Origin of the sequence: Corynebacterium sp. HMSC055G02 (assembly GCF_001809065.1) — a bacterium.
GTDB classification, from domain to species: domain Bacteria; phylum Actinomycetota; class Actinomycetes; order Mycobacteriales; family Mycobacteriaceae; genus Corynebacterium; species Corynebacterium jeikeium_D.
The window spans coordinates 22802-37676 of record NZ_KV795659.1 but is presented as its reverse complement, the minus strand read 5'-3'; the positions used below and the strand labels follow the sequence as shown (position 1 = coordinate 37676).

General features: G+C 60.1%; 15 protein-coding genes. 8 read left to right on the top strand and 7 right to left on the bottom strand.

Annotated features, from left to right (window positions below; genetic code table 11):
• Positions 1-17 precede the first annotated feature (17 nt).
• The 3 genes from HMPREF2547_RS06650 to HMPREF2547_RS06640 all read left to right on the top strand — a co-directional run bounded on the left by HMPREF2547_RS06650 (position 18) and on the right by HMPREF2547_RS06640 (position 2623).
• A complete protein-coding gene (locus HMPREF2547_RS06650; protein ID WP_070546501.1) occupies positions 18-1190 on the top strand; it encodes an alpha/beta hydrolase in 1173 nt (390 codons plus the stop codon).
• Positions 1191-1448: 258 nt separating this feature from the next.
• A complete protein-coding gene (locus HMPREF2547_RS06645) occupies positions 1449-1784 on the top strand; it encodes a PadR family transcriptional regulator (RefSeq protein WP_049190945.1) in 336 nt (111 codons plus the stop codon).
• On the top strand, positions 1781-2623 hold the full coding sequence (locus HMPREF2547_RS06640) for a DUF5808 domain-containing protein (RefSeq protein WP_070605224.1): 843 nt from the start codon (positions 1781-1783) through the stop codon (positions 2621-2623). The genes HMPREF2547_RS06645 and HMPREF2547_RS06640 overlap by 4 nt, the downstream gene beginning before the upstream one ends.
• A gap of 321 nt (positions 2624-2944) precedes the next feature.
• On the opposite strand, the gene serS is transcribed toward HMPREF2547_RS06640, so the two are convergent.
• Positions 2945-4216 carry a serine--tRNA ligase gene (gene serS / locus HMPREF2547_RS06635; RefSeq protein ID WP_048731242.1) on the bottom strand — a complete coding sequence of 424 codons (1272 nt, stop codon included), beginning with the start codon at positions 4214-4216 and terminating at the stop codon, positions 2945-2947.
• A gap of 47 nt (positions 4217-4263) precedes the next feature.
• On the bottom strand, positions 4264-4914 hold the full coding sequence (locus HMPREF2547_RS06630; protein ID WP_049171671.1) for a LysE family translocator: 651 nt from the start codon (positions 4912-4914) through the stop codon (positions 4264-4266).
• A gap of 134 nt (positions 4915-5048) precedes the next feature.
• Between HMPREF2547_RS06630 and HMPREF2547_RS06625 the strand changes: the two genes are divergently transcribed.
• From HMPREF2547_RS06625 to HMPREF2547_RS06615, 3 genes are all read left to right on the top strand, one after another.
• On the top strand, positions 5049-6290 hold the full coding sequence (locus tag HMPREF2547_RS06625) for a septum formation family protein (RefSeq protein ID WP_222866681.1): 1242 nt from the start codon (positions 5049-5051) through the stop codon (positions 6288-6290).
• 31 nt (positions 6291-6321) lie between these two features.
• Positions 6322-6666, top strand: coding sequence for a metallopeptidase family protein (locus HMPREF2547_RS06620; protein ID WP_016421667.1), 345 nt, complete (start codon positions 6322-6324; stop codon positions 6664-6666).
• Between the two features lie 75 nt (positions 6667-6741).
• Entirely contained in the window at positions 6742-7287 is a 546-nt protein-coding gene (locus HMPREF2547_RS06615) for a DUF1707 SHOCT-like domain-containing protein (RefSeq protein WP_083296870.1), read from the top strand.
• Positions 7288-7322: 35 nt separating this feature from the next.
• Here HMPREF2547_RS06615 and HMPREF2547_RS06610 read toward each other — a convergent pair whose 3' ends face one another.
• Positions 7323-8114 (bottom strand): histidine phosphatase family protein, encoded by a 792-nt coding sequence (locus tag HMPREF2547_RS06610; protein WP_070602313.1) that lies wholly within the window; start codon positions 8112-8114, stop codon positions 7323-7325.
• Between the two features lie 3 nt (positions 8115-8117).
• Complete coding sequence (gene pheA, locus HMPREF2547_RS06605; protein ID WP_070605217.1) at positions 8118-9053, bottom strand: prephenate dehydratase; 936 nt, start codon at positions 9051-9053, stop codon at positions 8118-8120.
• A 33-nt stretch (positions 9054-9086) separates the two neighbouring features.
• Between pheA and HMPREF2547_RS06600 the strand changes: the two genes are divergently transcribed.
• Complete coding sequence (locus HMPREF2547_RS06600; RefSeq protein ID WP_070605214.1) at positions 9087-10475, top strand: amidase; 1389 nt, start codon at positions 9087-9089, stop codon at positions 10473-10475.
• On the opposite strand, the gene HMPREF2547_RS06595 is transcribed toward HMPREF2547_RS06600, so the two are convergent.
• A complete protein-coding gene (locus tag HMPREF2547_RS06595; RefSeq protein WP_070605211.1) occupies positions 10472-11281 on the bottom strand; it encodes a fructosamine kinase family protein in 810 nt (269 codons plus the stop codon). The two genes, HMPREF2547_RS06600 and HMPREF2547_RS06595, sit on opposite strands and share 4 nt — an antisense overlap.
• A 131-nt stretch (positions 11282-11412) precedes the next feature.
• Between HMPREF2547_RS06595 and HMPREF2547_RS06590 the strand changes: the two genes are divergently transcribed.
• Complete coding sequence (locus tag HMPREF2547_RS06590) at positions 11413-12816, top strand: LCP family protein (protein WP_306295205.1); 1404 nt, start codon at positions 11413-11415, stop codon at positions 12814-12816.
• 104 nt (positions 12817-12920) lie between these two features.
• Here HMPREF2547_RS06590 and HMPREF2547_RS06585 read toward each other — a convergent pair whose 3' ends face one another.
• Complete coding sequence (locus HMPREF2547_RS06585) at positions 12921-13838, bottom strand: DUF5926 family protein (RefSeq protein ID WP_016421674.1); 918 nt, start codon at positions 13836-13838, stop codon at positions 12921-12923.
• Between the two features lie 48 nt (positions 13839-13886).
• Positions 13887-14765, bottom strand: coding sequence for a hypothetical protein (locus HMPREF2547_RS06580; protein ID WP_070605208.1), 879 nt, complete (start codon positions 14763-14765; stop codon positions 13887-13889).
• Positions 14766-14875 lie beyond the last annotated feature (110 nt).

The window sequence follows — 14875 nt, the reverse complement described above, 5'->3', positions numbered from 1 at the left end:
AATAGAAAAGAGCAATCATGCGTCGCGCATCGATTTTCACTGCGAGTGTGACCACCGCCCTGACTTTGGCACTGGCCACCCCGGCAGCATCAGCAGCCCCAACGGACTTCATCAAGAACCCGCTGGAGCCAACCCCTGACCCGCAGTCCACTGCAATGGTCGAACTGCCAACTACCCCGGCGCCGACCACTACAGTTGACGGACGCCACGTGACGGTCACCGACGGCTACATGACCTCACAGGATGGCAAGGGCACCCAGATTTACTGGAAGTCCAACACCATTCCGAACGCCAAGGCCACTGTCGTCGTCGTGCATGGCGCTGCAGAGCACCTGGGTCGCTACGAGTGGGTAACCGGCAAGCTTCTGAACGCCGGCTACAACGTCTACCGCCTCGACCACCGCGGCCACGGCCACACGGGCCAGGTTGAAGGCACTCCAGTTGCTCGTGGCCACATCGATGATTTCCACTCGCTTGTCGATGACCTGCACATGCTTGTAGAGAAGGCCAAGGCGGAGAACCCGAGCACGAAGACCTTCCTGCTCGGCCACTCCATGGGCGGCCTTGCCGTGGACTTCCACGGCATCAAGTACCCGGGCAGTGTCGATGGCATTGTCGCCAACGGTGGTGGCGCTCTTTTCAACCCCTACGGTGGCACGGACGAGGGCGAAACCATCACCCCAGAGGCCATGACCGATGTCCAGCGCGAGGCGCAGCCGACGATTTACCAGCGCCTGCCATTCCAGGACATGACCACATTCAACACTCGCATGCTCAAGGAAGTGCCGAACCGCACCGAGATGCGCGTGCCATCACTACCCGGCAGCGACTTGATTCAGCTTGGCAACCCGCTGGGTTCGAAGACCTCTTCTTCGCAGGCAGTGCGTGATGAGTACGAAACTGATCCGTACAACAACTCCAAGCTCTCGCTCGGCATGGCTCAGCAGATGGCTTTTGCCGCCACCTACAACGGCACCAACTCCGTCGACTTTGTTGAGCCGACCCTGGTCATGATGGGCGGCCAGGATGAGATTGTGCCGCCGTTCTTCTCGCGCGACTGGTACAACGGCATCTCGTCCACCGACAAGCAGCTGATCGAGTTCGAAGGCCAGTTCCACGAGACCTTCAACGAGCCGGCACAGCACGAGGCCATTGCGACGGCTATTGCCTGGCTTGATGCGCGTATCTAATTGAACGCTAAAAAAAGAACCGAGCCACTCCCTAGTAGTTACGAGTTCTTCATAGAGCTAACCCGGTGGAATGAGGGGCGATTGTCTTCTGGCAATTGCCCCTCATTTTCTTTGCCCTGCCCTCTCCGCGCCGTATAAAGCATGCAGTACTTGGCAATACAAACTACCGGGAGTATAGTTGGCATTACAAGGTACTAGGTATGAAAAGCATTATGCTCAAACAACTTCCTTCTACCGCCGGAAAGAAAGCACAACGCCATGCCCAAACGCCCACAAACGCAACTGAAGAAAGGGGTACTTGAGCTCGCCATTCTCAAGCTGATTTCTCGCGAAGAACTCTATGGCGCGGCACTCGTCGCAAAGCTCAACGCCTACCCCCACCTCAGCGCGCCCGCGGGAACCGTCTACCCCCTACTCTCGCGGCTGACCACCAACGGCTTGATTAGCAATCGCTGGGAGGAATCCCCCAAAGGGCCGCCGCGCAAGTACTACTCACTGACAGCCAAAGGAAAGCAAACACTCACGCAACTGCATCAGGACTTCATCGACCTATCCGCCGACATGACCGCACTATTTTCCGAGGAGCCCCAATGAACACCTACCTCACTGCCATTGACCACAAACTGCGCGAAATCGGCATATCGCACGCACAACGCAAGGCGATCATCGCCGAGCAGGAGAGTCTTCTGCAAGAGCTTAACGACGTCCACGCGGACCTGGCCGAAGAGCTGGGAACGGCAACCGACTACGCAAATCGCGTAGGCGAACAAGTTGGTGAACCAAGCACCTTGCGCAGGTACCTCTCCAACCCGCTTCGAGTATTTACCAAAAGCGGTCGCGTTTCCCTGTGGAACATGGATGACCCGCGGATCCTCCAGCCTCACCTGTTGGGTTTTGGCTGGTCTATCAATTGGGCTGCAGTAGCGACCAAGCTGGGGATTGTCCGACCAGACGATATTGACGGTGAGGTTATCTCTGAAATTCCGGCTCGCGCGCTGCAGGCGACCGCTCTTCTCCCCGCGGCCGTGACGGTTGCGCACGGAGTCGCACTGGCTATGTCCTGGAAGCAGTTGCCTGCAGAAGTCCACACCAAATGGAAGCTAAACGGCGAGGCAGTTCAGAAGACAGCACCGAAGGAAACTCTGCTTCTTCCCTTCGTGGTTTCTACGGTCGGAGCTGGATTTTCAGCTGCTTCGCTGCTCAAGGCAGATGACCGTGAAGACGCGCTGCGCGTTGCGTCCCTAGGCGCGCTCGCAAGCACAATTGCGCCATCTCAGCTGATCGGCATTCTCACGGAAGAAAACTCCAAGCTCAATCCAGCATTTGTGCGAGCTGGCGTTGCCCTCACTTCGGCCGTGGCTTCGTCTGCCTGCCTCGTCCTGCCCCTCCGAGCTGGGCTGAAGGCTGCGTGGAAGAAAGCTGGAGCAGCTTAAATCACGGTGCAGGATACATCAGCAGGTGAAAGACACATCAGCAAAATTGCTGTAATCCCGAATGTTGTACACAACCTCTACCACCTCGAGTGAGGCTATCCCCCTGGTTCAGTTGTGTTTTCGGTTGTGTTTCTACTCTCAACCTTCCTGGTGTTTTTACCTTCTCAATCCCCCAATTAATTTTTTAGCGCAGCTAAACAAGTCACGCCTGAAAAAAGCCACTTCACGACACAGGCGTCACCCCATGCCAGCTGTGGAGGTGGCATGAGGTGACATAGGTGTCGTGAAGTCGCGGATGAACTGGGGCGGGGCCGCACCTGCTTAACCGGCTCGCTTAACCGGCTCGAGAACTTCCTTGCCCATCATGAACGGGCGCAGCGCCTCCGGAATCACCACAGAACCATCGGCCTGCTGGTGGTTTTCCAGAATGGCGACCAGCCAACGCGTCGTGGCCAGCGTGCCATTTAGGGTGGCGCAGTACTGAGACTTGCCATCGGCATCGCGGTAGCGGGTCTTCAAACGACGAGCCTGGAAAGTCGTGCAGTTCGAAGTCGAGGTCAACTCGCGGTAGGTGTTCTGCGTCGGCACCCATGCCTCGGTATCGAACTTGCGGGCAGCCGATGCACCCAGGTCACCACCAGCAACATCGATGATGCGGTACGGAACATCGACCGCGGCCAGCATCTCGCGCTCCATGTTCAGCAGCTTCTGGTGCTCTGCCTCCGCCTGCTCCGGCGGACAGTAGGAGAACATCTCCAGCTTGTCGAACTGGTGTACGCGCAGGATACCGCGGGTGTCCTTGCCGTAAGAGCCCGCTTCACGACGGAAACAGGAAGACCAACCAGCGTAGCGACGCGGCCCCTCCGACAGGTCAATAATCTCGTTGGAGTGGTAGCCGGCCAGCGCGACTTCCGAGGTACCGACCAGGTAGAGGTCATCTTCCTGCAGGTAGTAGATCTCATCGGAGTGCGCACCGAGGAAGCCAGTACCCGACATGGTCTCCGGACGAACCAGCACCGGCGGCACCATCAGCTGGAAGCCATTCTGAGTTGCCTTCTGAGCAGCCAGGTTCATCATGGCCAACTGCAGCATGGCACCGTAACCGGTCAGGAAGTAGAAGCGGGAACCGGAGACCTTGACGCCACGCTCCATATCAATAAGACCCAGCGACTCACCGAGGTCCAGGTGATCTTTGGGCTCAAAGTCGAACTGTGGAATCTCACCGATTTCCTCCAGCACGACAAAGTCATCTTCGCCGCCGGCGGGCGCACCCGTAACGATGTTGCCAATCAGGTACTGCAGGCGCTCGACCTCAGCCTCGGCTTCCTTCTGCTCCGCTTCGGCTGCCTTCACGGCGTCGGAAAGCTCCTTGGCCTTCTCCAGCATGGCCGGGCGCTCTTCCTTCGACGCCTGACCAATCTTCTTGCCGAAGCCCTTCTGCTCTGAACGCAGCGCGTCGGTGGAGGCAATAACCTCACGGCGCTTAGCGTCAGCTTCCAGCAGCTGATCGACCAATGCCGGGTCCTCACCACGGGTGCGCTGGGACTCGCGGGCTACTTCAGGGTTTTCGCGGAGAAATTTGAGATCAATCACGTCCCCTAGAGTACCTGGTTTACGTCGGCAAGCAGGCACAAGGCTTGCTAGAGTGCCGCTTCCGCTCCTGAGGCGACCAGCAGCGCGCCGAGGACGAGGAAGATCACGCCGGCGACAGTGTCAATCCACGGCCCTGCCAGCACCATTCGCTTGACGACGGCATCCGTCGACACCACGATTGCGATAAATAGGAAGAAAGCGATTTGGGAGACGATTAGCACCAGCGTACAAAGCACGAGCGTCCCCACGGATGCGCCTGCGGGAATGAACTGTGAAAGCACTGCCGTGAGGAAGAGAACAATCTTCGGGTTCGACATGTTGGTGAAAAAGCCCTGGCGGAACGTCGCCTTCGGCGACCGGAGCGCCTCACTTCCCAAGGCTGGTGCGGCACCGGCGCGCAGTTCGCGGAGGGTATTGATGCCCGCCTTGGCCATACTGATACCCATGTAAATGAGATAACAGCCACCGACGAGCTGGATTACGCCCATCAGCAAAGGATTGGCGGTGATGACAGCTGCGAACCCAAAAACTGTGAGGGTCATCCAGATAGTGGCGCCAGTACTGATACCCGCAACCGCTGCGATGGCGTGCTTTCGGGATTTGGTGGCAAGGCGCAGGATTAAGAAGACGTCAGGCCCTGGTGAGGCCATACCAATAATGTGGACGCCCAGCAGGCTGAGTAGTGCAGTCCAGGTCAAGACTCGTGTCCTCGGGTAGCGAACAAATACCGGACTATTGTAGTGCCTGAAGTTATTGAGCAAACTCGGACCGCAAACTCGGACAGAGCGTTACCTTGTCCACAGGCTCATTGGCGGTGCACAATGGGGTCACTATGGCTGATGACAATATGAACCAGGATCGCGAGCACGCTGCCGCCACAGACACTGACTCCGGTGCAGGTACTGGCGCAGATGCCAGCGCTGGTGCATCCTCCGCAGCCGGCAACGATGCCAACGCTTCGAATAACTCCCGTGGAAGCTGGGGAATGCGCGCTTTGTCGACGGCAATGCTGGTTGGCGCCGCGGGAATGGCATTCGCGCTGCAAGCGGGAGTCATCGAGCCACCGAGTGGGCCACTTGGGGGCAAGGGTTCGTCGGCAAGCGCGTCATCGTCGACAACGACAACCATCGTCGACAAGGAGACGACGGCGTTCACCAGCGCAACCGCGGGCAACTGTCTGGACTGGAATCTGGCAGAAGATCTGAATGTTTCTGACTTCCGCGTCGTGCCCTGTGAGCAGCCGCACGCTTATGAGGTCGCCAAGAAACTGAATCTCGCCGACTACGAGGAACATCCGGGGCAATACGCAAAAACTGCCAACTACCCGACAGCGGACAATTTGGTGGCTCTGCAAAATGGCGTGTGTCGTGACACTGTGACTGAATACCTGGGCGGCCAGTACGATCCGGATGGTCGCTTTATCACTGCGCCAATCATTCCTTCGCCTAGCCAGTGGGAAAAGGGTGACCGAACCTTCCTGTGCGGTATCCAGGTCGTCGATGAAGACGGCAACACGACGCACATGTCCGGGCCTGCGGCCGGGCAGGATCAGTCCCGCGTGTTCGAGGGCGGCCGCTGCGTGACATTGGATGAAAACGGCGCCATCCGCCAGGTGCCTTGCGTGGAAGATCACCTGATGGAGTCGACGGGAATTGTCAATCTCCGCGACCATTTCGGTGACAACATCCCCACTGACCAGGAGCAGAATGATGTGCTCGCGGAACAGTGTGTGACTCTCGCGCAGAATTACCTCGGCGGTGACGACCCGCTGTATAACTCAACGCTGTTGCCATTTTGGACCTCCTTGTCGCAGGAGTCGCTCAATGCTGGCTCGCGCAGTGTGAACTGCTGGTTGATTAAGGACAATGGCCAGGGCGGGTTCTCCACTCTCAACGGACACGCTAACGAGTCCTTCACTATCGACGGCCAGCCGCCCGTGGCTCCGCCGCCGCGCAATCCGCTGCGGGAGGAGCAGGGTGACGCTGGCACAGGTGACGCCGGTGCGGTCGGTGCCGACGGTACTGGTGCTGAAGCAGGCGCTGTGGATAACGCAATCGCTCCCGCAGGACAGTAGAACAACAGGACATTGCGAGGCAGCACCATAAATGGTTGACGTTAGCCCGGAGCGGTTCGATGCGCTTGTCGATGAGGCCATCGACCGCATCCCGACGCAGTTTCTCGATCAGCTCGATCAGGTCATCATCCAGGTCCACCCGTATAACCTCGACGAGCCCACACTGCTGGGACTCTACGAGGGCATTCCTCTGACCGAGCGTTCTAACAACCACTGGGGTCCGCCTGACCAAATCAGCTTGTATCGCGACATGCTCTGCCGCATCAGCCACACCGAAGAGGAGCTGGTGGAGCAGATTCGGGTCACTCTCCTGCATGAAATCGGGCATTATTTCGGCCTCGAGGAGGAGGATCTGGACCGACTCGGCTACGGATAAGTGTGTCCCGCCCTGCGAGGTCTCGTTCCTCTCGGCTTCTTCACGGCAGCTTTCTTCCTTGTAACCTTAATAATCATGAGCGACAACTCGAGCGAGAAGCCAGAAATCAGGGTCGGCGATAGGGAGCGCAACGCTGCCATGGAGCGTCTCGGCAATCATTTCGCTGACGGCTACTTGGATGTCGATGAATTCTCCAAGCGCGCCGAAGCTGCCGCAGTCGCTAAAACCCGCTCCCAACTACAAACACTCTTCGCAGACCTGCCCGCTGAGACATCCCCCGAGAGTTCACAGGGCACCCCGGCTAAACCGCAGCACCAAAGTGTCGATCAAGAGCTGCAGACTCTGATGAAAAAGGGCCGCCAGCTCAACATTGTTGACTCTGCTGCAGGCATCATCGTCGCTGTCTCTATCGTTCTGATGATTTTCACCGATATCGACAACGCGTGGTTCGGCTTCGTCGCCGCTGCGGCTGTTGCCCTCATCGGGCGCGCCGCACTGAACATCAATGATGACGAAGAAAAACTCCTCAACGAAATCAACGAAGAGGAATCCAAGCGTCGCACGGAACGCCTACGCCTGGCAGCTCAGAAGCGCCGCGAGATTCAGGAAGGCCAGCAATAACGGCCAGCGGTGACAGTCGCCGCCCAGCTGCCTGTCTAAGGCAACTCGCTGTCGCCCCAGCGGCGCACATCCCACGTGCCCGGTTCAATGCCGGCACGCTTGCCGACGTCCACAGCGCTCGGAACCAGCTCGATTCGCTCAGTATTGGCAATGCGGTGTCGCAGTGCGTATTCCGGATTCACCCCGGTCAGATACTGCCCAATCAGACGAATAGCCGCGCCATGGCTGACAATGACGACATCCTTGTTGCCGCCCTCCTTCGACTCCTTGGATTCACCACCTGTCGCTCCTGCCTGCTCCAGCAGCTGCTGTAGCGTCGGCAGGTAGCGACTCAGCACGTCGGCACCGGATTCACCGCCGGGAAGGCGGTACTCCAGCTCCCCATTGAGCCACTGGTAGAAGGCACGCATGTACTCCATGTGCGCATCGCGATCATTGCGCCCCTCGAGGTCGCCGGCCTGAATCTCGTGGAGGCCACCCTCATGGCGGATGCGAGCGGAAGTCTCTCCCAGGTGGTGCAAACTCGCGACCGCGCCTGCACCAGTCTGGCGGGCACGCAGGGCATGGGATGTGACGATGTCACCGATTCTGTGCACGTCGGGAAGCAAAAGACGTCCCAGACTGCGCGCCTGCCTCACACCGAGGTCGGTGAGCGGTGCGCCCGGCAATGCGGTATCCAGGCGGCGGTTGATGTTGCCGGTGGTCTGCCCGTGGCGGATGAAAATGATGCGCTGGGAATCAACCGGCATGACAGATTCAGGGCGGTCTGGACGGTCATCGAGGAAAGGCAGCTGTCCAACTGGATTTTCGGGCGCGGCGGGTGTCATGTTTTACCTTCGTCCTTCCTTAAGCGCGTCGACCCACTCAATTGACTGGGAAATGTCCGGTGGCGGGGTCATAATGCTGCGGCGACCGCCCTCAGCGACCGGCCAAGACCCCAGATAGCGCAGGTCTTCGGCGTATTCGTGCAGTGCCGCGAGAGCCGCGGCAACCTGTGCATCATCAACGTGGCCGTTGCAGTCGATGTAGAAGCGGTAGAGGCCGAAGAGCTCGCGCGTTGGGCGTGACTCAATGCGGGTGAGGTTGATCTGTCGCACTGCGAACTCGTTCATGGCGCGCATCAATGTGCCGGGCTGGTTCGGCAGCGTGAAGGAGACCGAGGTGCGGTCGGCGCCGGTGCGTGGCGTCGGCACGCCGGGGCGCCCCACCAGCAGGAAACGAGTGCGGGCGCCGCGCACGTCGGCGACCTCAGTGGCCAGCGCCTCAAGTCCGAGCAGCTCACCCGCGCGGGCCGGGGCAGCGCAAGCGTCGTGGGTACCCTCGGCGACCTGGTGGGCCGCCGCCGCATTGGAGCTGGCCTGGTGAACTTCCACGCCCGGAAGGTTGGCGTCCACCCACTGTTTGACCTGCGGATACGCTACGGGATGTGTCGTAAAAGTACGCACCTGTTCCACCGTCGTACCGGGACGGACCAGGATAGAGAACACCACCCCGACCTCGGTTTCGCGGAAAACCTGCAGCTCTGGCCCAGCGGCGAGGGCATCAAAAGTTGGTGTAACGGGACCGTCCACGCTGCTCTCGATAGCCACGCAGGCAAAGTCCGCTTCCCCTCGGCGCACGGCTCCAAGCGCAGCCGCGGGGCTATCCACCGGCACCGCATTGACCGCGGATTCCCCTGCCGGATCAATCTCGCCAGCACGCGCCATGTCCCACAGCGCCTGCTCGGTGAATGTGCCCGCAGGACCCAAATAAGTAACCGTCGTCATAAGCTCAGAGTAGAGGGCTTCTACACTTATTGCATGACCTCTTCTTCCGAGATGCCCGCCCGCGCCCTCACTGAAGCCGTGCGCAGTGGCGCAATCTCGGTATCGGAAATCGTTTCGGAATTCGCCACGCTTGCCGACGACGCCGCGACCAATCCCGCCCGTTTCGGCATTGCCACGTCCTTGGCCGAGCACGCTGTCCACCGCGCGCGCAGCCTCACTGCCGGATCCGAACCCGCCCGGCGCGCTAGCCACGGTCTCCCGCGTGACCTCCTGGGTCTGCCAGTGGCGATTAAGGACCTATTCATCATCGCTGGGGTCGAATGCACGATGGGCTCGACCAACTTGGCTTTCACCGCCACCGAAACCTCTGAACCCGTGGCGAAACTGCTGGCTCGTGGCGCGGTCCTCACGGCGACGACGCACACCTCCGAGGTCGGGATGACGGCCTACACCGAGCCGATTGGTTACACGGCCCCGGAAAACCCCTACTTCGCCACGCCCAATCAGCTGTCCAATCAGCCGGATACCACGCCACGCACTCCCGGCGGTTCCTCGGGCGGCAGCGCGGTTGCTGTCGCAACTGGTGTCGTTCCCGCAGCTCTGGGCTCTGACGGCGGCGGTTCTATCCGTGTGCCCGCCGCCTGCTGCGGCCTCGTGGGGTTGAAGCCAGCACATGATATTGCGGGTGGAAATCTCTCCACGCCCGCCTTCCTCACTCGCACAGTCGATGACGCAGCGCTGCTGGCCGGGGTGCCACTTTCCGCAACCCCGCATGCTTTCCGACGTCCCCAGCGCCCCCTTCGCATCGGTGTCACTGTCAGCCCTTTTCATGCTGAGGTGGACGTCGATAAGCGCTGGGCAAACGGTGCGTGGGCGGCGGCTGACCGTCTTGCCGACGCCGGGTACGACGTGGTGGAAGTGCCCAGCCCCTACGATCCGGCAGGTCCGGACGTGTTCGAGATTTTTCGACGGACCATCACGCGAATGGCCACGAAATTGCCGCGCGCGGACTACTCCGAGATTGTGCAGTGGATTCGAGCCTGTGGCCAGGAGATTTCCGCAGCGGAGGCGACGGCGACACATCAGCAGCGGATGGCTCTGCCCGGCGCGATTCGGTCGCGTTGGGAAGTCGATGCGGTGATTACGCCAACGCTGGCGTTTGATCCGCCGCGTATTGGGCATTTCTCTGCGTTGGCGCCGTGGGAGGACTTTGACGAGCAAACCCGGTGGACACCGTGGTTGTCGCTGTGGAATCTGACTGGGTGGGCAAGCGTGTCCGTGCCCATTGCTGTGCCGGACACTAGCGGCAGCACGCCCAATGCGAAGCTCCCCGCCACCAGCGTCAACATCGGTGCGGTGCGCTGCGGCGAGGCAGAGCTACTGGAGATGGCTAGCGTGCTGGAGGCTGCTAACGCCAACTAGCGCACGTACTTCGCCGCCATTGCCGCCGCCTGTCCGGCGTATCCGCCACCAAATAGCACCGCGTGCATGAGCACGGCGTAGAGCTGATGGAGTTCGCAGCTCTCGGCGAAATCCGGCAGCGGATGTACGGATTCGTAGCCACGCAAGATCTCGTCGAAATGCGTTGCCCCGAATAGCGCCAGCAGTGCCAGGTCTTCCTCGCGGGCTCCGCCGTGCGCTGCGGGGTCAATCAAGATCGCGCCGTCTGCATCCCACATGAGGTTTCCCCACCACAGGTCACCGTGGACACGCGCAGCGTCTGGCTCGTTGTCGAAACCTCCAGCCAAGAGCCGGTCAATGAGCTGGTCAAAGATATCTAGCTGACGGTTATTGTAGGAGCTTTCCAACTTTCCCAGTGTGGGCAGCAGACGCCCTTTCGCCCAGTATTCACCGAAGCTCTCCCGTGGAGTCAGGTCCATCTGCAGGGGCTGATCCAGTGGACCGAAGTAGCCGTGCCCCTCCCACCCATCGGGGCCGGCACCCCAGCCAGCAGCGCCCAGATTGTGGGTAATGGCCAACGATTTTCCGAACTCGTACGCTGCCTGTGGATTCGGCGCCGTCGACTCAATTCGACGCAATTTCAGCGCATGCCCGCTCACGCCCAGCACCTCCACTACGCGCGCACCGCCGTCAGGTTCGCCCTCGCGCAGCCAACCCAACCCCGCCGCCTCACAGGCGAAGAAGTCCCTAGGAACACCATGTCGGCTCTTGACATAAACATCCGACTCGTTGAGTGCACGTTCGTTGTTCTGGTTCATTGCGGACATATTTCCAGCATATTCTTCTTCGTTCCCAACCCCTTTCAGCACGTCGCATGCAGGGTAACGCCAGCGCTACCAAGACTTGTATTGCTGTCTCGGTTCTCTTAGTCCACTGTCGTTGCCTATTCTTTATTGGTATGGAAGGCAACTTCGACGACTCGCGCATTGCCCGCGACCGATACGGTAGGCCGCTTAAAGATCGCTATGGCCGCCCCATCTACCGCCGTGTGGACGAGGCGTCGCCGAAGCATGCCCGCCCCCGTGAGGCCGATTCGCGTGGCGCTTCACGACGCCCCATCCCGCCCCGTTCCGACCGCCCATCTAGGGCAGGGGCAGCCCGCCCAGCGCCTATGCCTCCGCGCAGGTCTAGGCCGCAACCGGAACGTCGGCAGGCGCCACTGAACGAAACGCGCATTGAGTCCCGTCCACCGGTGAACCGGGCCGGTAGCGGACGCGCTGGCAGCGATCCGCGGTTTCCCCCGCCCGGATATAACCCGGATGCGGATTTCCAATCTTCCTCGCACGGCTCGTCACAGGACTACTACAGTGCCCCACAAGCAGCGAGTTCTGGCCGTGGTGGACGCCGTGGCAGTCGTGGCGGCGCCGGCGTCAGGTCTGGGTTCCGCATGCCACGCTTGCGACTGCCACGCTTGCGCTTTAAATCCATCATCCTGCTTCTCGTCATCTTCCTTGTCGTCACAATGGCACTTGTCGACATCCGCCTGACCAGGGTCGATGCGTTCTCCGGTCTGGCAGATCGCCCTGCCAATACGATGTCCTCCAACTGGTTGCTTGTCGGTTCGGACTCTCGTACGGGCTTGTCAGAGGAAGATGCCGCCAAGCTGTCGACGGGCAGTGGTGATTTCGGCCAGCGCACCGACACCATCATGATTGCCCACATTCCGGTGCTCGGTAAGCCGAAGTTGGTCAGTATCCCGCGTGACTCCTTCGTGGATATCCCGGGCAATGACAAGAACAAGATCAATGCGGCATTCGCATTTGGTGGCCCCCAGCTACTCATCGACACTGTAGAGAAAAACACTGGAATTCACATCGACCACTACGCCGAAATTGGCTTTGGCGGTTTCGCCGGTGTCGTCGACGCTGTCGGTGGTATCGAGATGTGCCCTGAAGAAGCCATCGACGATCCGCTGGCAGGCCTGAATATCCAGGCCGGTTGCCAGAAATTCGACGGCGCGGGCGCCCTGGGTTACGTGCGCACGCGTGCTACCGCCCAGGGAGACTTGGACCGCGTAGAGCGGCAGCGTGAATTCATGAGTGCGCTGATGGGACGGCTGAAATCACCTGCGGTATGGCTCAACCCCTACCGCTGGATTCGCCTGGCCAATGCTGGCACTAAGGCCGTGTTCGTCGGCGATGGTGACCATGTCTGGCACCTGACCTGGCTGATGTTGCGCATGCTCTTCGGTTCCGATTCTCTTACCGTGCCCACCTCAGGCGCCATGGACACCGGTTATGCGGGCAATGTGCTGCTCTGGGACGAAGTCGAAGCGCCAGCACTTTTTGCGGAGCTGAGATAGCCAAGAGGGCAGCTAAAACAGCTTCGGATAGCTTTCGAGACAACTAACGCGTGTGACTTAGCTTTTTGCTGAGCCACACGCGTTAGTTCTTAAACCAGCTACGCCTAGTTCCGAATGGTCACCTGACGGGACACGATGGTCTCACGGGACTTACGCTCCTCGGCGGTCAGCGGCTCTTCGCTGGCCAGCGCCTCAGCGATACGCTTGTCGGCCTCTTCCACGGCAGCAATCCAGTGGTCGTGCGGCTTGGTGTTATCCAGGTCCCAGACCGGCACCAGCACGCCATCGGTACGGAAGACACCGGCGAACTTCGTGCCCTCTCCCAGCGAGAGGTTGTCCGCAGCGTGCACGCGTGCCAAGGCATCCAGCAGCGGCTTCTCATCTTCACGACGCACCCAGCGGATGTGAGCGCGCTCGCCCGGATCAATCCACCAGACAGCACCAGCGACCTTCGCATCCAGGCGGTATGACGGGAGAATCGCGTCGTTAGCCACGGCCAGGTTCTGCTCGATCATCGGGGTGCGTTCAATGCCCTTGGGAATCCACCACTCGAAGTCCTGGTGGACCTCCATGTTGTCGAGATCCACGGCGGTCAGGACGTCGGTAAGCGGTGCAGCTTCGCCGTCAGTAGCGGCGGAGAGCTGCTGACCCGACTCTGCATCGCGAGCCCATGCCAGCGCACGGGAGAGATCCGCAGCGCCGTCATTGGTGCGAGCCTGCGTCTGCAGCGCGACGAAAGCCTCATTGCCCTGGTCAGCGGCACGCGTCAGTGCGGCTACGCCACCCGGCAGCACGGTGCAGACCTTGATGTCACGCTCAGCGTCAGCGACCGTGACCGGAATGACCACAGCCGGTGCGAACTCGCGGACAGCCACGATGTCAGCCTCTTCGTCGAAGTCCTTGAACGGACGCGGATTGCCCAGCAACGCTGCACGCTCAGCAGCGCGGGCTGCCAGCTTCGCCTGACGGCGGCTCATGCCCTCCGGGGCCTGATTATTCTTCTTACGAGATTTCTTTCCCACAAGGCCACAGAATACCTATTCGCAGTCCGTAATTCGCGACTGCCTGGGCTACTTATAAAAATCGTCGACGAATTCGCTCGCCGTTCCTTCGAAAAGCTGCTTGTCGACGGCCATTGCGCCCGCCTCCCCCTGTTCATCGGTAGCTTCGCTGGGGATGAAGCCCTTGGACCAAAAACCGGGCTGGGTGCGCTCGCGACCTGCCCCAACGGGAATGTTGCGATGCACTTCCTCGGGAGCCAACACGTAGCGGAGTAGCCGAGCCGTAAGGGCAGTTGTCACACAAGCTAAAACAGTGATGATTCCGGCCTGGAAGTACGTCCTGGACACGTCGGCAGCGATAAACCAACCCGTTGCAAGTGGCCACAAAACGCAGGCCAGATACCAGATAAAGCGACCTGGCCCCATTACGGCAGTGACTCCTGTTTCAGCCAACGCGACCACGGGTCCCGTGATGTTGCGCACTGACCACATGTGCATCGTGCGCACATCCGTTGCCGTGCGCGACAGCAGTGGGCGGGCATACGTTGCGCGGTCACGCAGCACCTGGAGGGTCTTGTAGACCGAAAAACCCAGCCCAATGAGGGAAACCATTCCGCAGAGACCGAAAGCCCATGCTCCCAGTTCGCCGAGGAGGGAAACCACCAGATCCTGACCTGGACTCAGAATGCTCATCCAGATGAATACGGTAAATGCGGCGAATACTCCAGCGCCGCTCATTGCCCATCGAAAGACGCTGTCCGCACGCTTGCGAACAATCTCATCGGCCTTCCAGCGCGGTGTCGCACCGGTGATGGCCGAATCCGAGACAGCCGGCTGCCAGCTCTGCTGCGGTGGCAGCACCACCTGAGGTGGGGACTGCTGTGGCTGCTGTTTTGGAGACTGCGGCGGCACAGCCCACCCCGCGTTTTCTGCCTGTTCATTAGACATTTTCCGCAGGGCTCCTCTCGTACGCGCGGCCGGCTTCTTCCGCAGTCTTTTCTCCCACGGTGTTTTTAAGTGCGCTCCCCCTAACCTACCTAAACTAGCCCGGCCCCTAC

Excerpts from the sequence above, each read along its gene's own strand:
- HMPREF2547_RS06650 (WP_070546501.1), top strand. The coding sequence starts at position 18 with ATGCGTCGCGCATCGATTTTCACTGCGAGTGTGACCACCGCCCTGACT.
- HMPREF2547_RS06645 (WP_049190945.1), top strand. The coding sequence starts at position 1,449 with ATGCCCAAACGCCCACAAACGCAACTGAAGAAAGGGGTACTTGAGCTC.
- HMPREF2547_RS06640 (WP_070605224.1), top strand. The coding sequence starts at position 1,781 with ATGAACACCTACCTCACTGCCATTGACCACAAACTGCGCGAAATCGGC.
- HMPREF2547_RS06625 (WP_222866681.1), top strand. The coding sequence starts at position 5,049 with ATGGCTGATGACAATATGAACCAGGATCGCGAGCACGCTGCCGCCACA.
- HMPREF2547_RS06620 (WP_016421667.1), top strand. The coding sequence starts at position 6,322 with ATGGTTGACGTTAGCCCGGAGCGGTTCGATGCGCTTGTCGATGAGGCC.
- HMPREF2547_RS06615 (WP_083296870.1), top strand. The coding sequence starts at position 6,742 with ATGAGCGACAACTCGAGCGAGAAGCCAGAAATCAGGGTCGGCGATAGG.
- HMPREF2547_RS06610 (WP_070602313.1), bottom strand. The coding sequence starts at position 8,114 with ATGACACCCGCCGCGCCCGAAAATCCAGTTGGACAGCTGCCTTTCCTC.
- pheA (WP_070605217.1), bottom strand. The coding sequence starts at position 9,053 with ATGACGACGGTTACTTATTTGGGTCCTGCGGGCACATTCACCGAGCAG.
- HMPREF2547_RS06600 (WP_070605214.1), top strand. The coding sequence starts at position 9,087 with ATGACCTCTTCTTCCGAGATGCCCGCCCGCGCCCTCACTGAAGCCGTG.
- HMPREF2547_RS06595 (WP_070605211.1), bottom strand. The coding sequence starts at position 11,281 with ATGTCCGCAATGAACCAGAACAACGAACGTGCACTCAACGAGTCGGAT.
- HMPREF2547_RS06590 (WP_306295205.1), top strand. The coding sequence starts at position 11,413 with ATGGAAGGCAACTTCGACGACTCGCGCATTGCCCGCGACCGATACGGT.
- HMPREF2547_RS06580 (WP_070605208.1), bottom strand. The coding sequence starts at position 14,765 with ATGTCTAATGAACAGGCAGAAAACGCGGGGTGGGCTGTGCCGCCGCAG.